This is a genomic window from Streptomyces sp. NBC_00207 (assembly GCF_045160965.1).
Classification (GTDB): domain Bacteria; phylum Actinomycetota; class Actinomycetes; order Streptomycetales; family Streptomycetaceae; genus Streptomyces.
Genome location: NZ_CP130715.1, coordinates 6,272,607 through 6,293,876, shown reverse-complemented (window position 1 = coordinate 6,293,876; position 21,270 = coordinate 6,272,607). Strand labels below are relative to the sequence as shown.

The following is a 21,270-nucleotide window of genomic DNA, read 5'->3' as shown; positions in this document are numbered from 1 at the left end:
GTGAGGAAGGGGGCCGGGATGGGCCTGCACCACCGGTTCGGGCACCGGGACCTGCTGCGGTGCCGGTTCGCGCTGTCGCCCGCGTGGGAGACGCAGGAGGCGGTCCGCACCCTGAACCGCCCGGACCGGCAGGGTTACCACCTGCCCTGGCTGCGGCGGATCCGGGCCGCCGCCGACGGGCTGGACCTGCGACCGCTGTGGCTGCTGATGCCGCGCCGGGGGCACAGCACGGACTTCATCAGCCCGCCGCCGAGCGGCCCCGGCGTCACCTTCGAGGAGGAGCTCGCGCTGATCCGCGCGGCCGATCCGGCCGCCGCGCGCGAGGACATGCGCAAGGCCCTGGCCTGCACGCCGGGCGCGCTCGACAGCGAAGCGGGCCGGGCCCTGCTCGCCGATCCGGCACGGTCGGTGCAGGAACTGGCCGATCTGATCGAGCGGGCCTGGAGCGTCCTGGTCGAACCGCACTGGCCGCGGCTGCGGGCCCTGCTGGAGGCCGACGTCCTCTTCCACACGCGCCGCCTCGCCGCCGGCGGACTGGAGTCGCTCTTCGACGGTCTGCACCCGGACCTCTCCTGGGATGCCGCCTCCCTCACCCTGACCATCGAACGGCCCAGTGAGCACGACCGCGTCCTGGGCGGCCAGGGCCTGGTCCTCATGCCGAGCGCCTTCGTCTGGCCGCAGATCGCGGGCGGCTTCGACCCTCCCTGGCAGCCCACCGTGGTCTACCCGGCCCGCGGGATCGGCGCCCTGTGGACCCCCGTACGGGAGGACACCCCGGCGGCGCTCGCCCGCCTGCTGGGCCCGGCCCGGGCCGACGTGCTGTGCGCGCTGGACGAGCCGTCCTCCACGACGGCGCTGGCCCACCGGCTCGGCCTGGCCCCGTCCACCGTCTCGGCCCATCTGGGGATCCTGCACGCGGCGGGCCTGCTCATCTCCGCCCGCCACGGCCACCAGGTCCTCTACGAGCGCACCCCCCTGGCCATCGCCCTCGCGACCGGTGACCCCACGGTGTCGTAAGGGGACGACAACTGACCGTTATGTCACGATATCCCGGTCCGCTGCCCGACCCTTCGTCCCGAGGAAGCCGGATGCCCCCCGCCGCCCCCAGCCGCCGCCTCCCGTCCGCCCTCGGCCTCCTCCTGCTGCTCGCCGCCACCCCGGCCTGCTCGGGCGGGCCCGCACCCGCACCGGGAAGTCCCGCCGCCCCGCCCCGGGCCCCCTCCCCCGTCACGGCCGACGCCGAATCCCCGTACTGGGTGGACCCGCAGAGCAGGGCCGCCCGGCAGGTCGCCGCCTGGGAGGCGGCCGGCCGCAACAGCGACGCGCAGGTGCTGCGCAGGATCGCGGACCGGCCGACGGCCCTGTGGGGGCCGGGCGGCGACCCGGGCCCCGAGATCCGCCGGGCCGCGGCGGGTGCCCGGGCCACCGGGCGGACCCTGCTGCTCGCCGCGCACAACATCCCGAACCGCGACTGCGGGCAGCACCCGGCCGGCGGCGCGGCCAACGCCCGGGCGTACCGCAACTGGATCGGCGCCTTCGCCGACGGCATCGGGAACACCAAGGCCCTCGTCGTCCTGGAGCCCGGCGCCGTCGCGCACACCGTCGACGGCTGCACGCCGGCCGGCCGGCACGCCGAGCGCTACCGGCTGCTCTCCGAGGCCGTCGGCCGGCTCAAGCGGAACCCGAACACCAGGGTCTACCTGGACGCGGGCGATCCGGCCTCGGTCGAGAACCCGACGGACCTCGTCGGGCCCCTCACCAAGGCGGGCCTGGAACACGCGGACGGCTTCGCCGTCAACGTCTCCGGCTTCCAGCCCGACGCGGCCGCGCGGGCGTACGGCGCCAGGATCTCCGAGCGGACCGGGAACAGACACTTCGTCATCGACACCGGCCGCAACGGCGCCGGGCCGCTGCCGGGCGACCGCGCCCAGGCCTGGTGCAACCCGCCGGGCCGCGCCCTCGGAACCCCGCCGACCGACCGCACGGGCGACCCGCTCGTCGACGCGTACCTGTGGATCAAGCGCCCCGGCGACTCCGACGGCACCTGCCGCGGCGGCCCACCGCCCGGCACCTGGTGGCCGGACCACGCCCTGGGCCTGGCCCGCCGCGCCACGGAGTAGGAAGCCGCACTGCCCGTTCCGGCCCCGCCGGCGTTTGAGGCGCGGGGCCCGGGGCGGAGCCCCGGGAAGCCGGGCGCAGGCCGGCCCCGCCACCGGCCCGCACACGCGAAAGCGCCCCCGGCCGGGGAGGCCAGGGGCACATCGGGTACGGCTGCCGGGCGCATCAGCCCCCGGCGAGGTGCCGCTCCACCGTCTCCACCTTCGAGGTGATCCCGTCGCTCACGCCGGGCCGGATGTCGGCCTTGAGGATGAAGGAGACCCGCGGGGCCCGCTCCTCGACGGCGGCCACCGCGCGCCGGACCACGTCCATGACCTCGTCCCACTCGCCCTCGACGGTCGTGAACATGGCGTCAGTACGGTTCGGCAGTCCGGACTCGCGGACCACCCGCACCGCGTCGGCGACGTACTCGCCGACCTCTTCCCCGACTCCCAGCGGGGTCACCGAGAACGCGACGATCACGCCTGCGCCGCCTGCCGTGCGCGGGCCGCCACGACGCTGTCGGCCTCTTCCCGCTTGAGCAGCTTGTCTCCGTACAGCCCGCCGAAGGGCACGAGCGAGAGGACGAAGAAGAACAGGGCCCTCTTCGCCGGCCACTTCGCCTTGCTCCAGACGTCCACCAGGAGGACCCCGTAGATGAGGAACAGGATCCCGTGGATGGCGCCGAGCGGCATCATCAGGTAGTCGATGTCCGAGACCCGGCTCAGCAGGGAGCCGAAGATCAGCAGGGCCGGGAACGACAGCGCCTCCGGAACGGAGATCAGGCGCAGACGGTGCAGGGCGGAAGCGGTCTTGATGTCCACGTTCAACCTTCGGGGTGGAGGCCTGGGTCGGCTCCAGTGTCTCAGCCGCTTTGCGGGATCTTGACCCGGCCCCTCCCCCCGCCGCGGCGGCCCGGATCGCCCGGCATCGCGCCCATACCGACCAGGTGTGGCATATATCGGCCACGGGGCTCTGTTCGGGTTCGCCCGCTGCCGATAACGTCTTCCCGTGGCTCAGTTCCGACTCCAAGGCAGCAAGGTGCTGGCCGTCGACCTGACCGGGGATGCCGTGAAAGCGAAGAACGGCTCCATGGTCGCGTACGACGGGCAGATGGCCTTCAAGAAGATGACCGGCGGTGGCGAAGGCCTCCGCGGCATGGTGACCCGCCGGCTGACCGGCGAACAGATGACGGTGATGGAGGTACAGGGGCACGGCACCTGCTTCTTCGCCGACCGCGCCAGTGAGATCAATCTGGTCAATCTGCGCGGCGAGAAGCTCTACGTCGAGTCCAGCAACCTGCTGTGCACCGACGCCGGTCTGCGGACCGGCACCACCTTCACCGGCCTGCGCGGCGCGACGACGGGCAACGGTCTCTTCACCACGACCGTCGAGGGCTCCGGCCAGGCGGCGATCATGTCGGACGGTCCGGCGGTGGTGCTGCGCGTGAGCGCCCAGTACCCGCTCTCCGTCGACCCGGGGGCGTACATCGCGCACACCGGCAACCTCCAGCAGTCCTTCCAGTCCGGTGTGAACTTCCGCACACTGATCGGCGAAGGATCGGGCGAGGCGTTCCAGATCCGCTTCGAGGGCGAGGGCCTGGTGTACGTGCAGCCCAGCGAGCGCAACACCGTCGGGGGCGACATCTGATGCCGTTCCGCGAGATCAACTCGAAGATGGTCGAGGCCCAGGTGATCCCGGGCCAGAAGATGTTCAGCCAGCGCGGCGCGATGCTCGCGTACCGCGGCGAGGTCTCCTTCACCCCGAGCCTGACGGGCGGTCAGGGCGGGGTCATGGGCATGATCGGGCGCCGGGTCGCGAACGAGCAGACCCCGCTGATGACGGTCGAGGGCAGCGGCACCGTGATGTTCGGCCACGGCGGCCACCACATCCAGGTGATCAACCTGACCGGCGAGACCCTCTACGTCGAGGCGGACCGGCTGCTCGCCTTCGACGGCACCCTGCAGCAGGGCACGATGTTCATGGGCTCCCAGGGCGGGGTCATGGGCATGGTCCGCGGCCAGGTGACCGGCCAGGGTCTGTTCACCACCACCCTCAAGGGCCACGGCTCGGTCGCCGTGATGGCCCACGGCGGGGTCATCGAGCTCCCCATCACCCCTCAGCGCCCGATCCACGTGGACCCGCAGGCGTACGTCGCCCACCACGGCGACGTCCGCAACAAGCTCTCCACCGCGCTCGGCTGGCGGGACATGGTGGGGCGCGGCTCGGGCGAGGCGTTCCAGCTGGAGCTGTCCGGCCAGGGCGCGGTGTACGTACAGGCCTCCGAGGAGAAGCTGTGAACTTTGGCCCTGTGACCGGCGGACCGGGCGGCCCGACGGTCTTCGACCCGTACACGCTGCCCTCCGACGACAACGTGAACGCGTACACCTTCTGCGTGGAGCTCAAGGGGAGCCAGTGGTTCCTGCAGAAGGGCAAGATGATCTCGTACTACGGGCACATCGAGTTCAACGGCATCGGCAACGGGCGCTTCGACCGCCTGCTGCGCACCAGCTTCCACTCGCCGCTGCACGCCAGTGACTGGGTGGTCGCCGAGGGCTCGGGCAAGATGCTGCTGGCCGACCGGGCCTTCGACGTGAACTCGTACGACCTGGACAACGGCAACCTGACGATCCGTTCGGGCAACCTGCTCGCCTACCAGCCCTCCCTGGCGCTGAAGCAGTCGATCGTCCCGGGCTTCCTGACCCTGATCGGCACGGGCAAGTTCGTGGCCGCGTCGAACGGGCCCGTGGTGTTCATGGAGCCGCCGCTGCGCGTGGACCCGCAGGCGCTGGTGGGCTGGGCGGACTGCCCCTCGCCGTGCCACCACTACGACCACGGCTACATGTCGGGCGTGCTGGGCGGCCTGCGCTCGCTGACCGGCATCGGGGGCAGCTCGGGCGAGGAACACCAGTTCGAATTCGTCGGAGCCGGGACGGTGCTGCTGCAGTCGTCGGAGATGCTGATGGCGGAGCAGGCGATCGGCGCGGTCGGCGCCGGAGCGGCCACGGGCAACTCCCAGGGCGTTCCGGGGGCCGGTCAGGGTCCGATGGGGCAGCTGGGCGTACCGCGGATGCCGGGACAGCTGGGTGATCTCCAGCGCCGCCTCGGACTGTGACACCCAAGACTTCCGATCTTTGTACGTAATTCAACTTTTTAGGTAGAGTTCATTCATGGAGACCATGGAGACCGAGACGGCCACCCGCTGGCTGACCGACGCCGAACAGTGCGCCTGGCGCACCCACCTGGACGTCAGCAGACTGCTGATGCACCAGCTGGAAAAGGATCTCCAGCCCTTCGGACTCACCAACAACGACTACGAGATCCTCGTGAACCTCTCGGAGTCGCAGGACCACAGGATGCGGATGAGCGACCTCGCCACCGCCACCCTGCAGTCCAAGAGCCGGCTGTCGCACCAGATCACGCGCATGGAGACGGCGGGCCTCGTCCGCCGGGTGAACTGCGAGTCCGACCGCCGCGGCCTGTACGCGGTGCTCACGGACGAGGGCATGGAGACGATGCGCAAGGTCGCCCCGCACCACGTGGCGTCCGTCCGTCAGCACTTCATCGACCTGCTGCCGCCGGAGGCCCTGGCGGCGCTGCGCGCCTCGCTGACCCCGGTGGCGGAGCACCTGCGCGGCACCCGCGGCAAGGCCTGAGGCCGCAGCCGGCCGGGGCGCGCGGGCTCGTCGCGCCCCGGCCGGCGATCGGCCCCACAATGGCTGGGAACGCTCGCTGCCGGCCCCGTGCCCGTCGGGCCGGCCTGAGGAGGTCCAGCCCATGAAGCGCAACGTGTTCGTCTCCGCAGCCGCGTCCGTGGCCCTGCTGGTCGCGGGACCCGTGGCGACCGCCGCCGCGGTGTCCGCCGACATGGCGGGAACCGCCCCCGCAGCCGCCGCCCGGGCCGACGTCACGGCCGAGCAGGCCATCGCAGCCGCCCTCAAGAACTACCCGGGCGTCGTCGAGTCCCTCGACCGGGACGGCAACGTCTGGCACCTGGACGTGATCACCAAGGACGGCAAGGGCCACGCCGAGCTGGAGGTCGACGCCGCCACGGGCAAGGTCACCCGCGAGAACGTGGACACCGACGAGAAGCCGGGCGAGCACAAGGGGCTGCTCGCGGCCAAGATCACCGCGGCGCAGGCCGCCAAGGCCGCCGTCGCCGCCCACCCGGGCACGGCGTGGACCGTCGAATGGGACTCCGGGGACAACGGAAAGGCCCCGTACTGGCACGTCGAGGTGCGCGGCTCCGACGGCACGACGTGGGACGGCTCCGTGGACCCCACGACCGGCAAGGTCACCGCACAGACCGACTCCGACTCCGATTCGGATTCCGACTCGGACTCCTGACGCACCCGGCCGGGCCCGGGCAGCGGCGCCGCACCCGCCCTGCCGGGGCCCGGCCCGGTTCTACGCCTCCGTCAGCGTCGTCAGCAGCGCGTCCGCCGCCGCGTACGGGTCCAGCTCGCCCACGGCCACCCTGGCGGCCAGCGCGTCCAAGTGCGCGTCACCGTGCACGTCCGCCATCCGCGCCCGCAGCGCCGTCACGGCGATCGTCTCGACCTCCCGGGCCGCCCGGGCCGCCCGGCGCTGGGCCAGCACGCCGCGCTCGTCCATCCACGCCCGGTGCTTCTCCAGCGCCTCGACCAGCTCGTCGATGCCCTGCCCGCGCGCCGCCACCGTCTTGACGATCGGCGGCCGCCAGTCCTCCCGGCCGCGCGCCTCCCCCAGCCCCAGCATGTGGTTCAGCTCGCGGGCCGTCGCGTCCGCACCGTCCCGGTCCGCCTTGTTGACGACGTACACGTCGCCGATCTCCAGGATGCCCGCCTTCGCGGCCTGGATCCCGTCGCCCATCCCCGGGGCCAGCAGCACCACCGAGGTGTCGGCCTGCGAGGCGATCTCCACCTCCGACTGACCGACGCCGACCGTCTCGACCAGGATCACCTCGCAGCCGGCCGCGTCCAGCACCCGGATCGCCTGCGGGGCGGCCCACGCCAGCCCGCCCAGGTGCCCCCGGGTGGCCATGGAGCGGATGTAGACCCCCGGGTCGGAGGCGTGGTCCGACATCCGGACCCGGTCGCCGAGCAGCGCCCCGCCCGAGAAGGGCGAGGACGGGTCGACGGCGAGGACGCCGACCCGCTTGCCTGCCTTGCGGTATGCGGAGACGAGCGCCGAGGTCGAGGTCGACTTGCCGACGCCCGGCGAGCCCGTCAGCCCGACCACGTACGCCCCGCCCGTCAGCGGGGCCAGCGCGGCCATCACCTCCCGCAGCTGCGGGGACGCCCCTTCGACCAGCGAGATCAGCCGGGCCACCGCTCTCGGCCGGCCCTCACGCGCCTGGGCCACCAGCTGGGGGACGTCCACCGCCGTCATACGTGCTGCGCTCCTCGGATTCGTACGGGATGCGTGAGGGCCGCCAGGCCCGGGGAAGAGAGGCCGCCGGGCCCCGTGGCGGGGCCCGGCGGCCTGGCGGTGCCTTACTTGGCGACGCGAACGATCAGGGCGTCGCCCTGGCCGCCGCCACCGCACAGCGCGGCCGCGCCGACCCCGCCGCCGCGGCGCTTCAGCTCCAGCGCCAGGTGCAGCACCACGCGGGCACCGGACATGCCGATCGGGTGGCCCAGGGCGATGGCGCCACCGTTGACGTTCACCTTTTCCGGGGTCACCCCGAGGTCCTTCATTGACTGCACGGCGACCGCCGCGAAGGCCTCGTTGATCTCGATGAGGTCCAGGTCGGAGACCTCCAGGCCCTCCTTCTTCAGGGCGTGCAGGATCGCGTTGGACGGCTGCGACTGGAGCGAGTTGTCCGGGCCCGCCACGTTGCCGTGGGCGCCGATCTCGGCGATCCACTCCAGGCCGAGCTCCTCGGCCTTCGCCTTGCTCATCACGACCACGGCGGCCGCGCCGTCGCTGATCTGGGAGGAGGTGCCGGCGGTGATCGTGCCGTCCTTGGCGAAGGCGGGGCGCAGCTTGCCGAGGGACTCCACGGTGGTCTCGGGGCGGATGCCCTCGTCCGTCGAGAAGATCACCGGGTCGCCCTTGCGCTGCGGGATCTCGACCGGGGTGATCTCGGCCTCGAACACGCCGTTCTTCTGGGCCGCGGCGGCGCGCTGGTGCGAGGCGGCGGCGAACTCGTCCTGCGGGGCGCGCTCGATGCCGAGGCGGGTGTTGTGCTTCTCGGTCGACTCGCCCATCGCGATGTTCTCGAAGGCGTCGGTGAGGCCGTCGTAGGCCATCGCGTCGAGCATCTCGATGGCGCCGTACTTGAAGCCCTCACGGGACTTGGGCAGCAGGTGCGGGGCGTTGGTCATGGACTCCTGACCGCCCGCGACCACGATGTCGAACTCCCCGGCGCGGATCAGCTGGTCCGCGAGCGCGATCGCGTCGAGGCCCGAGAGGCAGACCTTGTTGATGGTGAGCGCGGGGACGTTCATCGGGATGCCGGCCTTGACCGCCGCCTGACGGGCGGGGATCTGGCCTGCTCCGGCCTGCAGCACCTGGCCCATGATCACGTACTGCACCTGGTCGCCGGAGATCCCGGCCCGGTCCAGCGCGGACTTGATGGCGAAGCCGCCGAGGTCGGCACCCGAGAACGACTTGAGCGAGCCGAGCAGCCGCCCCATGGGCGTGCGGGCCCCGGCGACGATCACAGAAGTGGTGTTGTTCGATCCGGACATGAGGCACAGCCCCTTGGATGAGGAGTGAACGAGGGTTTACGTGAATGTACTGGGCGGTACCGCAGCGGTCACCGGCCTGCCGGTGTGATCGCGCGCACGTTGCGTGACCGCCCCCTTCGGCGGTGCACTGTCACCATGCTGACAAGAATCGACCACATCGGGATCGCCTGCTTCGACCTGGACAAAACCGTCGAGTTCTACCGTGCCACGTACGGCTTCGAGGTGTTCCACTCCGAGGTCAACGAGGAGCAGGGTGTCCGCGAGGCCATGTTGAAGATCAACGAGACGTCCGACGGCGGCGCCTCCTACCTCCAGCTCCTGGAGCCCACCCGCGAGGACTCCGCGGTGGGCAAGTGGCTGGCCAAGAACGGCGAGGGGGTCCACCACATCGCCTTCGGCACCGAGGACGTCCAGGGCGACTCGGAGGCCATCCGCGGCAAGGGCGTCCGCGTCCTCTACGACGAGCCCCGCACGGGCTCGATGGGCTCCTCCATCACCTTCCTGCACCCCAAGGACTGCCACGGCGTCCTCACCGAACTGGTCACCTCCAACCCCGGGCACTGAAGGACCACTGATAGCCCGATTCCCCGGCCGGTAGAGTGGCCATGGCTCGGCCGGGGTTCGGTGCGGAGACGGGGTCGGGGCCTGTGACCCCTGCCCCGGTATCTGACACCATTCCCCCGGGGGCGTCGTTCAGCGGGCGAGCGATGCTCATTTGGGAGTGAGCTTGCGACCAGGGGACGGATGGGACCGCGCTGTGCGGGGCTACGAAAGCCAGGAGAGCCATCAGGCCGGGGCCGACCATCTCTCGCGCTTCGAAGCCGAGATGGAGCGGCTGAAGAAGGAGCGCGGGAAGGCCGTCCAGCACGCTGAGGACCTGGGATACCAGGTCGAGGTGCTGCGCGCCAAGCTCCATGAGGTGCGCCGATCTCTGGCGTCCCGCCCCGCCTACGACGGCGCGGACATGGGCTACCAGGCGGAGCAGCTGCTCCGCAATGCCCAGATCCAGGCCGACCAGATGCGCTCCGACGCCGAGCGCGAACTGCGCGACGCCCGGGCACAGACCCAGCGCATCCTCCAGGAGCACGCCGAGCACCAGGCACGCCTCCAGGCGGAACTGCACGCCGAGGCCGTCAATCGCCGCCAGCGGCTGGACCAGGAGCTCAACGAGCGCCGCCAGACCGTCGAGGCGCACGTCAACGAGAACGTGGCCTGGGCCGAGCAGCTGCGCGCCCGTACGGAGTCCCAGGCGCGCCGGCTCATGGAGGAGTCCCGCGCCGAGGCCGAACAGTCCCTGAACGCCGCCCGCGCCGAGGCCGCCCGGGTCGCCGAGGAGACCCGGCGCCGGATGGCCGCCGACGCGGAGGCCGCCCGCGCGGAGACCGAGGCCACCCTGCTGCGGGCCCGCAAGGAGGCCGAGCGGCTGCTGACCGCCGCCTCCGCGCAGGCCCAGGAGGCCACCGAGCACGCGGAGCGGCTGCGCTCCACCACCTCCGCCGAGGCCGAGCAGACCCGGCAGCAGACCATGGACCTCGGCCGGGTGGCCGAGTCCCGCGCGCAGGAGGCCGATTCCCGCCTGCGCGAGGCCCGTGCGGAGGCCGAGCGGGTCCTCGCCGAGGCCAAGGAGAGCGCGGCCCGCCAGCTCGCGTCGGCGGAATCCGTCAACGAGCAGCGCACCCGCACCGCCAAGGAGCAGGTCGCCCGCCTGGTCGGCGAGGCCACCAAGGAGGCCGAGGCCCTCAAGGCGGAGGCCGAACAGGCCCTGGCCGACGCCCGCGCGGACGCCGAGCGGCAGCGCACCGAGGCCGGCGAGCAGGCCCGTACGGCCGCGGCCGAGGACATGGCGGCGCAGCTGGCGAAGGCTGCCCGCACCGCCGAGGACGTACTGAACAAGGCCTCGGAGGACGCCCGGGCCACCACCCGGGCCGCATCCGAGGAGGCCGAGCGGATCCGCCGCGAGGCCGAGACCGAGGCCGACCGGCTGCGCCTGCAGGCGGCGGCCACGGCCGACGAGCTCAAGGGCGCCGCGAAGGACGACACCGAGGAGTACCGGGCCCGCACGGTCGAGCTCCAGTCGGAGGCCCGGCGGCTGCGCGGCGAGGCCGAGCAGCTGCGCGCGGAGGCCGTCGCCGAGGGCGAGCGGATCCGCGGCGAGGCCCGCCGCGAGGCGGTCCAGCAGATCGAGGAGGCGGCCCGGACCGCCGAGGAGCTGCTCGGCAAGGCCAAGGCGGACGCGGACGAGCTGCGCGGCGGGGCGACCGCCGAGAGCGAGCGGGTCCGCGCCGAGGCCGTCGAGCGGGCCGGCACCCTGCGCAAGCAGGCCGAGGAGACCCTGGAGCGGACCCGCGCCGAGGCCGAGCGGCTGCGCGCCGAGGCCGAGGAGCAGGCCGAGGCGGTACGCGCCGAGGCGGACGCGGCGGCCCTCGCACGGCGCGAGGAGACCGAGCAGGCGGTGGCCGCCAGGCGGGCGGAGGCCGACGAGGAGCTCGTACGGCTGCACACGGACGCCGAGGGCCGGCTGACGACGGCCGAGCAGACGCTGCGCGACGCCCGCGCGGCGGCGGAGAACATCCGGCGCGAGACGTCGGAGGAGAACGACCGGCTGCGCGCCGAGTCGGCGGAGCGGATCCGCACCCTGCAGTCGCAGTCCGAGGCGGAGGCCGACCAGCTGCGCACCGATGCGGCGCAGGACGCCGGGCGGGTGCGCGCGGAGGCCGAGCAGGTCGCCGTACGGCTGCGCGGCGAGGCCGAGGCCGAGGCCGAGCGGGTGCGCTCGGAGGCGCAGGAGACCGCGGACCGGCTGCGTGCCGAGGCGAAGGCGGCGGCAGAGCGGGTCGCCGAGGAGGCCGCGGAGGCGCTGGCCGCCGCTCAGGAGGAGGCCGCCCGGCGCCGCCGGGAGTCCGAGGAGACCCTGGCGTCGGCCCGGACGGACGCGGAGCAGGAGCGGGCGCAGGCCCGCGAGCAGAGCGAGGAGCTGCTGGCCGCGGCCCGCCGCCGCTCGGAGGAGGCGCAGGCCGAGGCGGCCCGCCTGACCGAGGAGGCCGAGCGGCGCGCGTCGGAGCTGGTGTCGGCGGCGGAAGCCACCGCCCAGCAGGTGCGGGATGCCGTGGCGGGCCTGCACGAGCAGGCCGAGGAGGAGATCTCCGGGCTGCGCAACGCCGCCGAGCACGCGGCGGAGCGTACGAAGTCGGAGGCAGAGGAGGAGGCGGGCCGGGTCCGTTCCGACGCCTACGCGGAGCGGGAGCGGGCCACCGGGGACGCCAACCGGATCCGCAGCGAGGCGCGTGCCGAGACGGACGCGGCGAAGGCGCTGGCGGAGCGGACGGTCGGCGAGGCGATCGCCGAGGCGGAGCAGCTGCGCGGCGACACCGCCGAGTACGCGCAGCGGGTGCGCACCGAGGCCACGGACGCGCTGGCGGCGTCCGAACGGGACGCGGCGCGCACCCGGGCCGATGCCCGTGACGACGCGAACCGCATCCGCGGCGAGGCGGCGGAGTCGCTGGAGGCCGCGCGGGCCGAGGGCGCCCGGATCACCGCGGAGGCGACGGCGGAGGCCGAGCGCCTCACCGAGGAGACCCTCGCGGCGAACGCGGCCACGGTCGCCGAGGCCGAGGCCGAGGCCTCGCGGATCACCGCCGAGGCGGAGCAGGCGGCGGAGGCCACCCGCGTCGAGGCCGCCGCGACCCTGGACGAGGCCCGTGCCGAGGGCAACCGGCTGCGCACCGAGGCCGCGGAGCAGGTCGACCGGCTCATCACCGAGGCCTCGGCGGAAGCCGACCGGCTCATCGAGGAGACCCGGGCGGCCAACGCGGTCGCCGTGGGCGAGGCGAAGGCGGAGGCCGAGCGGCTGGGCGCCGACGCGGCGCGCTTCAAGTCGCAGGCGGCCGAGACGCTGGCGAGCGCCGAGCGCGACGCCGCGAGGATCATGGTCGACTCGCGTGCCGAGGGCGACCGGCTCATCGACGAGACCCGCGTGGCCAACGAGGCCACGGTGGGCGAGGCGAAGGCGGAGGCCGACCGGCTGCGCGCCGAGGCGAACCGGGTCCTGGACGACGCCCGCGCGGAAGGCGGCCGGATCATCGGCGAGGCCACCGCGGAGGCGGACCGCGTCACGGCCGCGGCGAGCGAGACCCTGGCGAGCGCGGAGCGGGAGTCCGAGCAGACGCTGGACGAGGCGCGCGCCGAGGCGAACCGCTTGCGCACCGAGGCGGCCGAGCAGGCGGACCGGCTCATCACGGAGGCCGCGTCCGAGGCCGACAAGCTCACGGCCGAGACCCGCAAGGCGAACGAGCGCACGGTCGGCGAGGCGGCCGGCGAGGCCGAGCGGCTGCGCGCGGATGCGTCGGAGGCGCTGTCCTCCGCGCAGGAGCACGCGACCCGTACCCGGGCGGAGGCCGAGCGGGTCAAGGCGGAGGCCGCGACCGCGGCCGAGCGCACCCGCACGCAGGCCCGTACGGAGTCGGAGCGGCTGCTGGACGAGGCGCGCGAGGCGGCCAACAAGCGCCGCAGCGAGGCCGCGGAGCAGGTCGACCGGCTCATCACGGAGGCCTCCGCGGAGGCCGACAAGCTCACGGCCGATGCATCGCAGCAGGCCCTCGCCGCCACCACGGCGGCCGAGGAGCAGGCCGACGCGATGGTCGACGCGGCGCGCAAGGAGGCGGCGCGGATCACCTCGGAGGCGACCGTCGAGGGCAACTCCATGGTGGAGAAGGCCCGTACGGACGCGGACGAGCTGCTGGTCGGCGCGCGCACGGACGCGGCCGCCATAAGGGAGCGGGCGGAGGAGCTGCGCGGCCGCGTCGAGGGCGAGGTCGAGGAGCTGCACGAGCGGGCCCGCCGGGAGTCGGCCGAGCAGATGAAGTCGGCCGGCGACCGCGTGGACAAGCTGGTGCGGGCGGCGACCGAGCAGAGCGTCGAGGCCGAGGCGAAGGCCAAGGCCCTCGTGTCGGATGCGAGCAGCGAGGCGAGCAAGGTGCGCATCGCCGCGGTGCGCAAGGCGGAGGCGCTGCTCAAGGAGGCCGAGCAGAAGAAGGCGGAGCTGTCCCGCAAGGCCGAGGACGTCCTCGCGCAGGCCCAGGCGGAGGCCGAGCGCCTCGTCGATGAGGGACGCCGTGAGCTGGAGGTCCTGGTGCGTCGGCGCGAGGACATTCAGGCGGAGATCTCCCGTGTCCAGGACGTTCTTGAGGCGTTGGAATCATTCGAGGCGCCTACGGGCGGCGGAAAGCCGGCGGTCGGTGGCCAGGGCGCGGGGGGCGTGAAGGCCGGAGTGACTGCGGGATCCACTCGTTCGGGTGGCAAGACGTCAGAGGGCTAGCGAAACGCACGGGGATGTGTCCACCTGATGGAGGTTCAGGCGAACGGGTGACAAGCATTCTGTCGCCTTGCCACTCAAAAGGGGTGTCATTGTCCAGATCAAACGCGGATTGACTCGATGACACGCCGCTTGGGCGCCTAGGATTCCCCTTAACACCTCACGTAGCACCTCATCGGTCTCATTCGACAGGAACCCCATGAGCGACACTTCCTCCCCCTTCGGCTTCGAGCTCGTGCGGCGTGGTTACGACCGCGGTCAGGTGGACGACCGCATTACCAAGCTGGTCTCCGACCGCGACAGCGCCCTTGGACGTATCAACTCTCTGGAAAAGCGGATCGAGGAGCTGCACCTCGAGACGCAGAACGCCCAGGCCCAGGTGAACGACGCCGAGCCGTCGTACGCCGGCCTCGGCGCCCGGGTCGAGAAGATCCTGCGGCTGGCCGAGGAGGAGGCGAAGGACCTGCGCGAGGAGGCCCGTCGCGCGGCCGAGCAGCACCGCGAGCTGGCCGAGTCGGCTGCCCAGCAGGTGCGCAACGACGCCGAGTCGTTCGCCGCCGACCGCAAGTCGAAGGCGGAGGACGAGGGCGTCCGCATCGTCGAGAAGGCGAAGGGCGACGCGTCGACCCTGCGCGCGGAGGCCCAGAAGGACGCGGCCTCCAAGCGCGAGGAGGCCGACGCGCTGTTCGAGGAGACCCGCGCCAAGGCCGCTCAGGCCGCCGCGGACTTCGAGACCAACCTGGCCAAGCGCCGTGAGCAGTCCGAGCGCGACCTCGCCTCGCGTCAGGCCAAGGCCGAGAAGCGCCTCGCCGAGATCGAGCACCGCGCGGAGCAGCTGCGCCTGGAGGCCGAGAAGCTGCGTACGGACGCGGAGCGCCGTGCCCGGCAGACCGTGGAGACCGCGCAGCGCCAGGCCGAGGACATCGTGGCCGACGCCAACGCCAAGGCGGACCGTATCCGCAGCGAGTCCGAGCGCGAGCTGGCGGCGCTCACCAACCGCCGCGACTCGATCAACGCGCAGCTGACCAACGTCCGCGAGATGCTGGCGACGCTCACGGGTGCGGCCGTCGCCGCGGCCAACCCGATCGTGGACGACGAGCCGGTCAGCCGCGGCGTCCCGGCGCAGCAGAGCCGCTGATCGACAGCGGGCTCGAAACCCGTCACACGTGCTTGGCCCGACCGAGGGCCCTGTGTCACCTGTTCGAGGTGGCGTAGGGCCCTCGGGCGTTCTAGCGTGGCCGCATGATCGAGCTAGAGGGACTCACCAAACGATTCGGCGCGAAGACCGCCGTGGACAACCTCAGCTTCCAGGTCCGACCGGGGGTGGTGACCGGCTTCCTCGGCCCCAACGGGGCAGGGAAGTCCACGACCATGCGCATGATGCTCGACCTCGACAATCCGACCAGCGGGACGGTCCGGATCGACGGGAGGCACTACCGCGATCTGCCGGAGCCGCTGAAGCACATCGGGGCGCTGCTGGACGCGAAGGCCATGCACGGCGGCCGCAGCGCGTACAACAACCTGCTCTGCCTGGCCCAGTCGAACGAGATCCCGCAGAGCCGGGTCGGCGAAGTGCTGGACCTGGTCGGGCTGACGGCCGTGGCGAAGAAGAAGTCCAAAGGATTTTCGCTGGGCATGGGCCAACGGCTGGGAATCGCCTCCGCGCTGCTGGGTGATCCGGAAATCCTGATGTTCGACGAGCCCGTCAATGGTCTGGACCCGGAGGGAATTCTCTGGATCCGCAATCTGATGAAGGGTCTGGCGGCAGAGGGGCGGACGATCTTCGTTTCCTCCCACCTGATGAGTGAAATGGCGCTGACCGCAGACCATTTGGTCGTCATTGGTCAAGGGAGACTTCTGGCCGATCTTCCGATGGCCGATTTCATTCATCAGAACTCCCGCAGTTACGTCCGGCTGCGCTCCCCGCAGCAGGAACGGCTCAAGGACGTCCTGCACGATGCCGGGATCAACGCCGTCAGCGTCCCCGCCACCGGCACGCTGGAGATCGACGGAGCGAGCGCGGAACAGCTCGGCGAGCTCGCCGCCCGGCACCAGATCGTGCTGCACGAGCTCAGCCCGCAACGGGCCTCACTGGAAGAAGCGTTCATGCGCATGACGGCCGACTCCGTCGAATACCACGCCCACGCACCGGGCGCACCGGGCGCACCCGGCGCCCCGGTCCCGCCGGGCATGGCCGCCGACAACCCCGCCCGGCCGGCCGACGTCCCCGCCTGGGGCGCCGGCTACGAGGCGACGCGCAAGGGCGGCGAGTGACCATGGCCTTCAATGCCGTCCTCAAGTCCGAGTGGACCAAGATCCGCACGGTCGCCTCCACCAGCTGGACCCTCGCCCTCGTCTTCCTGGTCACCGTCGGGTTCGCCGCACTGTTCAGCGCCACGTTCGACCCGAACGACCTGGACGCGGCCCAGCGGGCCACCTTCGACCCCACCGCGTCGAGCCTCAGTTCGATGCAGCTCGGACAGCTGGCCATGATCGTCTTCGGTGTGCTGGTCGTGAGCACCGAATACAGCACGGGCATGATCCGCACCTCACTGGCCGCCGTACCGCGCCGCGGGCACTTCCTGCTCGGCAAGATGGCGGTGGCGACGGCGCTGGCCCTGGCCGTGGGGCTGCTGACCAGCTTCGTGTCGTTCTTCCTCACCCAGGCGCTCCTCGGTGACCTCGGCATCGGGATCGGCGAGGAGGGCGTGCTGCGCGCCGTGACCGGCGCCGGCCTGTACCTGGCGCTGCTGGCCCTCTTCTGCATGGGCGTGGCGGCCATGCTGCGCAGTTCGGTCGCCGCCATCAGCGTCCTGGTCCCGTTCTTCCTGATCGTCTCGAACCTCCTCGTGGGCTTCGAGGCGACCCGTACGGTCGGCCAGTACCTGCCGAGCATTGCCGGGGGCAGGATCATGCAGGTCGTGCCCGACGCCCTCGGGTCCTTCGAGACCCCGTACGGACCGTGGGGCGGCTTCGGGATCATGGCCCTCTGGACGCTGGCCGCGGTACTCGGGGGCTACGCCGTCCTCCGCAAGAGGGACGCCTGACCTCCCGACCTCCTGCCGGCGTACTACGGGGGATCCCCGGGTCGGCCTCAGGGGCGTCTCAGGGATCCGGCCCGGGACGGAACCAGAGGAACCTCGTTATCCTCTTAACCCTTACGCGGGCGAAAGTCGTCCCGGCCTGGTAAGGGGCAGCAAGATGATCGAGGCAGTCGGCCTGACCAAGCGCTACGGCGCCAAGACCGCCGTCGACCAGCTGTCCTTCCAGGTCAAGCCGGGTCACGTCACGGGATTCCTGGGGCCCAACGGCTCCGGGAAGTCCACCACCATGCGCATGATCCTGGGCCTGGACCGGCCCACATCCGGTCATGTCACGATCAACGGCCGCCCCTTCCGGGAGCTCCCGAACGCCCAGCGGCACGTCGGGGCCCTGCTCGACGCCAAGGCCATGCACGGCGGCCGCCGGGCCCGTACGCACCTGCTCTCCATCGCCCAGCTCTCCGGGATCCCGGAGAGGCGGGTGGACGAGGTCCTGGCCGTGGTCGGGCTCCAGGACGCCGCCCGGCAGCGCACGAAGGGCTTCTCGCTCGGCATGGGCCAGCGGCTCGGCATCGCCACCGCCCTGCTCGGGGACCCGCAGGTGCTGCTGTTCGACGAGCCGGTCAACGGCCTCGACCCCGAGGGCATCCTCTGGGTCCGCAACCTGATGCGCCGGCTCGCCGCCGAGGGCCGCACCGTCTTCGTCTCCTCGCACCTGATGAGCGAGATGGCGCTGACCGCCGACCACCTGATCGTCATCGGCCGCGGGCGGCTGCTGGCCGATATGGGCACCCAGGAGTTCATCGCGCACAACTCGGCCGGATTCGCTCGGGTGCGCGCGGCCGACACCGATCCGGATGGCCGGGACACGCTGGGTACGACCCTCACCAGGGCCGGCGGCCGGGTCCTCCAGGAGCCCGGCGGAGCACTGCGCGTGACCGGCCTGGAGCTGCCCCGCATCTCGGACCTCGCGCACGAGGCCGGCGTACGGCTGTGGGAGCTCTCACCGCACCACGCCTCGCTGGAGGAGGCGTACATGCGGATGACCCAGTCCGCGGTCGAGTACACCTCCACCGAGGACCCGCGGGCCGAGCTCTGGGAGCCCGAGCCGCTGGCCCTCCCGGCATGGGAGGAGGAGCCGGCGCCGCACGTCCCGCAGGCGGGCTTCTTCGCCCCGCCGCCGCCCGGAGCGGGCGGGCAGCCCTTCCTCATGCCCAGCAATCCCGGCGAGCTCACGAGCACCGCCAAGAAATCCCCCGAGGACACACGATGACCCCGACGACCCCGACGCCGGAGCGGCCCCGGAGCTACAGCTCCCCCCTCCCCACGCCGCGGCCGCACCTGGGGCACGCCGTCGCCTCGGAGTGGACCAAGCTGATCTCGATCCGCTCCACCCTGTGGACGCTGGGCTCGCTCGTGGTCATCGTCGTCGGCGTCGGGCTGCTCTTCGTCTCGCAGACCACGGACGCGGACTACGAGGGGATCACCTTCACCACACCCGCCCTCTTCGGCCTGCTGGTGGGGCAGATCGCGGTGATGGTCCTCGGCGTGCTGACCATCACCTCGGAGCACGGCACCGGGCTGGCGCGGACCACGTTCACCGCCGCCCCGGACCGGCACCGGGTGCTCACCGCGAAGTACCTCGTCTTCAGCGCCACGGCCCTCGTCACCACCGTGCTGTCCGTCTTCGTGGTCGGGATCGCCGCGTCGCTCGTCCACGACGGCGCCGCGGCCGGCTCCCACGCCGCCCGCGAGTGGCTCGGCGCGCTCCTCGGCTGCCTCTACGTCACCCTGCTCGGTGTGCTCGCGCTCGCGATCGGCGCGCTGGTGCGGCACTCGGCCGGGGCGATCGCCGTCATGCTCGGCCTGGTCACGCTGCCGCCGGTGATCGGCGCCATGCTCAGCAGCTGGGAGGCCGTCGCGCCCGTCGGACGGGCGATCCTCCAGCGCAACGTGGCGGTGGCGCTGAGCCAGCTCTTCGGCATGTCGGAGGGCGGCGACCTGGGCTCGGCCCCGAGCAACCTCTCGCACCTGCTGCTCATCGTGCTGATCACGGGCGGAGCGGTGACCGCCTCGTACCTGTCGGTCGCCCGCCGGGACGTCTAGGGCGCTCTAGTACCGGGGCGCGTTACGGGACCGCTGCACCTTCGAGGTGCGGCGGTCCTTCGCGTTCCAGCAGGCCTTGTGCCAGTGCCGCCGGTCGTCCACGCCGCCGTACTCCGGCCAGGCCACCAGGTGCGGGGTGCCGGAGGGGATCTCCTGGTCGCAGCCGGGGCAGCGGTAGCGCTTGCCGGCCGCACTGGCGCCGGCCACGTGGCGGACCTTCCAGTCCTCGCCCTGGTACTCCTCGGTGCGCTCCAGCCCGTAGCGGTCGAGGCCGGTGCTGGGGCGTTCGTCCGGGGTCTCGCCGCCCCTGGGGCGGTTGTTGCGCGGTGACACGTATACCTCACGGAAGGGCGGACGGCAGTGACTTTCTCCCAGACTACGCGCAGCGAGGCCGGGTACCCGCAGGGTGGCCGAGGAAGGCGGCCGCGCGAAGAGGAATGGCCCGACAATCCCAATAACTTTCCTGTCAGCCCGTGCCTTTGGCACGTGTCAGACGTTGTTGCCATAGGAAGAACCGGTCCACCTGGGGAGGCCGCGTCAGCCGCGAGGAGGGTAAAGGCGATGCGCGTAGGAGCGTTTGTACTGGCGGCCCAGTTCCCGGGCCAGGGACAGGGAGAGGCACTGCACCGGGCGGTGCGGACCGCCGAGGTGGCCGAGGAGGCCGGGCTCGACTCGGTCTGGCTCGCCGAGCACCACTTCGTCCCGTACGGGGTCTGCCCCTCGGCGGTGACCCTGGCGGCCCTGCTGCTGGGCCGGACCCGGCGGCTGCGGGTGGGCACGGCGGTGAGCGTGCTGCCGAGCACGCACCCGGTGGCCCTCGGGGAGCAGGCGGCCCTGCTGCACCTGACCTCGGGCGGCCGCTTCACCCTCGGGGTGGGCCGCGGCGGGCCCTGGGTCGACCTGGAGGTGTTCGGGGGCGGCCTGGACAGTTACGAGAACGGCTTCCCCGAGGCCCTGGACCTGCTGCGGCGCTGGCTGACGGAGGCGCGGGTGGGAGCCGCCGGCGAGCGGTACGGCTTCCGCGAGGTGGCCGTCGTACCCCGGCCGTCGGAGGCCCTGGACGGGGACGGCGCGGGGCCCGAGGTCATCGTGGCGTGCACCTCTCCCGCGTCGGTGCGGCTGGCCGCGCAGCGGGGGCTGCCGATGCTCCTCGGCATGCACTGCGGGGACGAGACCAAGGCGGAGATGGTCGCGCTGTGGCGCAGCACGGCACTGGCTGCGGGCCACTCGCGGGATCAGGTGGCCGGCGCGGGGCACGTCTCCGCCGGGGTGTGCCAGCTCGCGGACCGCACGGCGGACGCCCGCGAGACCCTGCTCAAGGCGTTGCCGGGCTGGCTCAAGCAGGGTTTGGACGCGCACGTGACGGTGGACGGACGCATGCGCGCGATGCGGGATCCGGTCGCGTACACGGAACTGCTGTGCGACCTGCACCCGGTGGGCACCCCGCAGGTGGCGGCGGACCGGCTGGCGGCCACGTCCGCACGCACGGGCATCACGCGCTTCGCCCTCCTGACGGAAGGCTCCGGGGATCTCGCCGCGACGGAGGAGAACGTACGACGACTCGGCGTCGAGGTCCTGCCCCGTCTCGGCTGAGACCTACCGGACCTGCTCAGCAGTCCCGGAGTTCCGGCGACTGGTTGAGCAGCTGACCGCGGATCGAAGTGAACTTGGCCAACCGGTCGTCCACCGAGGCGTCCAGCGGGAACACCGCAACCCGGTGACAGTTCTGGAAAGCCAGGCGCACTCCGAAGTGCCGCTGCAGGGCACCCCGTATCGCGTCACTCGCGAGGGCACGCAGCAGCTGCCCTCGTGCCTGCTCGTCGGGCGGCGGCGTCTGGTTGTCGGCGAACTGTCCGCCGTCCACCTTCAGCTGGGCCACCAGAGAGCTGATCATCTCCCATGCGTAGGGCAGGGAGGTCCGGACGCAGTCGACGAAAGCGGCTTCGTCGACCTCGCCTCGCTCGGCCTGTTCGAGTAGGGCCGGTGAGACGTCGAGCGACATGGGTTCTCCTCTCGCGACCCCGGCCGATTGGGTTGCCGG

General features: G+C 72.3%; 21 protein-coding genes. 15 read left to right on the top strand and 6 right to left on the bottom strand.

Annotated features, from left to right (window positions below; translation table 11 throughout):
- Positions 1-18: 18 nt before the first annotated feature.
- Positions 19-1,017: a DUF5937 family protein gene (locus OG472_RS29945; protein ID WP_401611945.1), complete on the top strand. Its 999-nt coding sequence runs from the start codon at positions 19-21 to the stop codon at positions 1,015-1,017.
- A gap of 71 nt (positions 1,018-1,088) precedes the next feature.
- Positions 1,089-2,120, top strand: coding sequence for a glycoside hydrolase family 6 protein (locus tag OG472_RS29940; RefSeq protein WP_405942250.1), 1,032 nt, complete (start codon positions 1,089-1,091; stop codon positions 2,118-2,120).
- A gap of 163 nt (positions 2,121-2,283) precedes the next feature.
- On the opposite strand, the gene OG472_RS29935 is transcribed toward OG472_RS29940, so the two are convergent.
- Together OG472_RS29935 and OG472_RS29930 are read right to left on the bottom strand one after the other, a co-directional pair.
- Positions 2,284-2,580 carry an MTH1187 family thiamine-binding protein gene (locus tag OG472_RS29935; RefSeq protein WP_361754958.1) on the bottom strand — a complete coding sequence of 99 codons (297 nt, stop codon included), beginning with the start codon at positions 2,578-2,580 and terminating at the stop codon, positions 2,284-2,286.
- A complete protein-coding gene (locus OG472_RS29930; RefSeq protein WP_405832022.1) occupies positions 2,577-2,921 on the bottom strand; it encodes a DUF3817 domain-containing protein in 345 nt (114 codons plus the stop codon). The genes OG472_RS29935 and OG472_RS29930 overlap by 4 nt, the downstream gene beginning before the upstream one ends.
- Positions 2,922-3,108: 187 nt before the next feature.
- Here OG472_RS29930 and OG472_RS29925 point away from each other — a divergent pair, with 187 nt between their 5' ends.
- From OG472_RS29925 to OG472_RS29905, 5 genes are all read left to right on the top strand, one after another.
- Positions 3,109-3,747 carry an AIM24 family protein gene (locus OG472_RS29925; RefSeq protein ID WP_030009698.1) on the top strand — a complete coding sequence of 213 codons (639 nt, stop codon included), beginning with the start codon at positions 3,109-3,111 and terminating at the stop codon, positions 3,745-3,747.
- Positions 3,747-4,397 carry an AIM24 family protein gene (locus tag OG472_RS29920; RefSeq protein ID WP_405942249.1) on the top strand — a complete coding sequence of 217 codons (651 nt, stop codon included), beginning with the start codon at positions 3,747-3,749 and terminating at the stop codon, positions 4,395-4,397. The genes OG472_RS29925 and OG472_RS29920 overlap by 1 nt, the downstream gene beginning before the upstream one ends.
- 11 nt (positions 4,398-4,408) lie before the next feature.
- Positions 4,409-5,212: an AIM24 family protein gene (locus tag OG472_RS29915; RefSeq protein WP_405943218.1), complete on the top strand. Its 804-nt coding sequence runs from the start codon at positions 4,409-4,411 to the stop codon at positions 5,210-5,212.
- Between the two features lie 64 nt (positions 5,213-5,276).
- Complete coding sequence (locus OG472_RS29910) at positions 5,277-5,753, top strand: MarR family winged helix-turn-helix transcriptional regulator (protein ID WP_383563874.1); 477 nt, start codon at positions 5,277-5,279, stop codon at positions 5,751-5,753.
- Between the two features lie 121 nt (positions 5,754-5,874).
- A complete protein-coding gene (locus OG472_RS29905; protein WP_401611935.1) occupies positions 5,875-6,444 on the top strand; it encodes a PepSY domain-containing protein in 570 nt (189 codons plus the stop codon).
- Positions 6,445-6,504: 60 nt separating this feature from the next.
- On the opposite strand, the gene meaB is transcribed toward OG472_RS29905, so the two are convergent.
- Both meaB and OG472_RS29895 read right to left on the bottom strand, forming a co-directional pair.
- On the bottom strand, positions 6,505-7,467 hold the full coding sequence (meaB, locus tag OG472_RS29900; RefSeq protein WP_327737447.1) for a methylmalonyl Co-A mutase-associated GTPase MeaB: 963 nt from the start codon (positions 7,465-7,467) through the stop codon (positions 6,505-6,507).
- A 104-nt stretch (positions 7,468-7,571) separates the two neighbouring features.
- Positions 7,572-8,771 (bottom strand): acetyl-CoA C-acetyltransferase, encoded by a 1,200-nt coding sequence (locus tag OG472_RS29895; protein ID WP_401611932.1) that lies wholly within the window; start codon positions 8,769-8,771, stop codon positions 7,572-7,574.
- Positions 8,772-8,906: 135 nt separating this feature from the next.
- Between OG472_RS29895 and mce the strand changes: the two genes are divergently transcribed.
- The 7 genes from mce to OG472_RS29860 all read left to right on the top strand — a co-directional run bounded on the left by mce (position 8,907) and on the right by OG472_RS29860 (position 19,229).
- Positions 8,907-9,335 (top strand): methylmalonyl-CoA epimerase, encoded by a 429-nt coding sequence (gene mce / locus OG472_RS29890; protein WP_401611930.1) that lies wholly within the window; start codon positions 8,907-8,909, stop codon positions 9,333-9,335.
- 193 nt (positions 9,336-9,528) lie between these two features.
- The gene (gene scy, locus OG472_RS29885) at positions 9,529-14,085 is read left to right on the top strand and encodes a polarized growth protein Scy (protein ID WP_401611928.1); all 4,557 of its coding nucleotides are present in this window, start codon (positions 9,529-9,531) and stop codon (positions 14,083-14,085) included.
- A gap of 196 nt (positions 14,086-14,281) precedes the next feature.
- The gene (locus OG472_RS29880) at positions 14,282-15,220 is read left to right on the top strand and encodes a cellulose-binding protein (protein WP_030708181.1); all 939 of its coding nucleotides are present in this window, start codon (positions 14,282-14,284) and stop codon (positions 15,218-15,220) included.
- Positions 15,221-15,324: 104 nt separating this feature from the next.
- On the top strand, positions 15,325-16,356 hold the full coding sequence (locus OG472_RS29875) for an ABC transporter ATP-binding protein (RefSeq protein ID WP_405942248.1): 1,032 nt from the start codon (positions 15,325-15,327) through the stop codon (positions 16,354-16,356).
- Between the two features lie 2 nt (positions 16,357-16,358).
- On the top strand, positions 16,359-17,129 hold the full coding sequence (locus OG472_RS29870) for an ABC transporter permease (RefSeq protein WP_401611923.1): 771 nt from the start codon (positions 16,359-16,361) through the stop codon (positions 17,127-17,129).
- 154 nt (positions 17,130-17,283) lie between these two features.
- Complete coding sequence (locus OG472_RS29865; RefSeq protein WP_401611921.1) at positions 17,284-18,396, top strand: ABC transporter ATP-binding protein; 1,113 nt, start codon at positions 17,284-17,286, stop codon at positions 18,394-18,396.
- Positions 18,393-19,229, top strand: a complete 837-nt coding sequence (locus OG472_RS29860) for an ABC transporter permease (RefSeq protein ID WP_401611918.1) — start codon at positions 18,393-18,395, stop codon at positions 19,227-19,229. Before OG472_RS29865 ends, OG472_RS29860 begins: the two co-directional genes overlap by 4 nt.
- A 6-nt stretch (positions 19,230-19,235) precedes the next feature.
- Here the strand turns inward: OG472_RS29860 and OG472_RS29855 are convergent, their stop codons facing one another.
- Positions 19,236-19,562: a hypothetical protein gene (locus OG472_RS29855; protein ID WP_030009607.1), complete on the bottom strand. Its 327-nt coding sequence runs from the start codon at positions 19,560-19,562 to the stop codon at positions 19,236-19,238.
- 228 nt (positions 19,563-19,790) lie between these two features.
- Here OG472_RS29855 and OG472_RS29850 point away from each other — a divergent pair, with 228 nt between their 5' ends.
- Entirely contained in the window at positions 19,791-20,822 is a 1,032-nt protein-coding gene (locus OG472_RS29850) for an LLM class flavin-dependent oxidoreductase (protein WP_401611915.1), read from the top strand.
- Positions 20,823-20,838: 16 nt separating this feature from the next.
- Here the strand turns inward: OG472_RS29850 and OG472_RS29845 are convergent, their stop codons facing one another.
- Complete coding sequence (locus OG472_RS29845; RefSeq protein ID WP_328968488.1) at positions 20,839-21,231, bottom strand: SCO5389 family protein; 393 nt, start codon at positions 21,229-21,231, stop codon at positions 20,839-20,841.
- Positions 21,232-21,270: the final 39 nt, after the last annotated feature.

What these genes read in the sequence shown, in the direction of transcription:
- OG472_RS29905 (WP_401611935.1), top strand. Translation starts at nt 5,875, where the DNA reads ATGAAGCGCAACGTGTTCGTCTCCGCAGCCGCGTCCGTGGCCCTGCTG.
- OG472_RS29850 (WP_401611915.1), top strand. Translation starts at nt 19,791, where the DNA reads ATGCGCGTAGGAGCGTTTGTACTGGCGGCCCAGTTCCCGGGCCAGGGA.
- OG472_RS29880 (WP_030708181.1), top strand. Translation starts at nt 14,282, where the DNA reads ATGAGCGACACTTCCTCCCCCTTCGGCTTCGAGCTCGTGCGGCGTGGT.
- meaB (WP_327737447.1), bottom strand. Translation starts at nt 7,467, where the DNA reads ATGACGGCGGTGGACGTCCCCCAGCTGGTGGCCCAGGCGCGTGAGGGC.
- OG472_RS29945 (WP_401611945.1), top strand. Translation starts at nt 19, where the DNA reads ATGGGCCTGCACCACCGGTTCGGGCACCGGGACCTGCTGCGGTGCCGG.
- OG472_RS29920 (WP_405942249.1), top strand. Translation starts at nt 3,747, where the DNA reads ATGCCGTTCCGCGAGATCAACTCGAAGATGGTCGAGGCCCAGGTGATC.
- OG472_RS29895 (WP_401611932.1), bottom strand. Translation starts at nt 8,771, where the DNA reads ATGTCCGGATCGAACAACACCACTTCTGTGATCGTCGCCGGGGCCCGC.
- OG472_RS29865 (WP_401611921.1), top strand. Translation starts at nt 17,284, where the DNA reads ATGATCGAGGCAGTCGGCCTGACCAAGCGCTACGGCGCCAAGACCGCC.
- OG472_RS29860 (WP_401611918.1), top strand. Translation starts at nt 18,393, where the DNA reads ATGACCCCGACGACCCCGACGCCGGAGCGGCCCCGGAGCTACAGCTCC.
- OG472_RS29845 (WP_328968488.1), bottom strand. Translation starts at nt 21,231, where the DNA reads ATGTCGCTCGACGTCTCACCGGCCCTACTCGAACAGGCCGAGCGAGGC.
- OG472_RS29910 (WP_383563874.1), top strand. Translation starts at nt 5,277, where the DNA reads ATGGAGACCGAGACGGCCACCCGCTGGCTGACCGACGCCGAACAGTGC.
- OG472_RS29940 (WP_405942250.1), top strand. Translation starts at nt 1,089, where the DNA reads ATGCCCCCCGCCGCCCCCAGCCGCCGCCTCCCGTCCGCCCTCGGCCTC.
- OG472_RS29875 (WP_405942248.1), top strand. Translation starts at nt 15,325, where the DNA reads ATGATCGAGCTAGAGGGACTCACCAAACGATTCGGCGCGAAGACCGCC.
- mce (WP_401611930.1), top strand. Translation starts at nt 8,907, where the DNA reads ATGCTGACAAGAATCGACCACATCGGGATCGCCTGCTTCGACCTGGAC.
- OG472_RS29870 (WP_401611923.1), top strand. Translation starts at nt 16,359, where the DNA reads ATGGCCTTCAATGCCGTCCTCAAGTCCGAGTGGACCAAGATCCGCACG.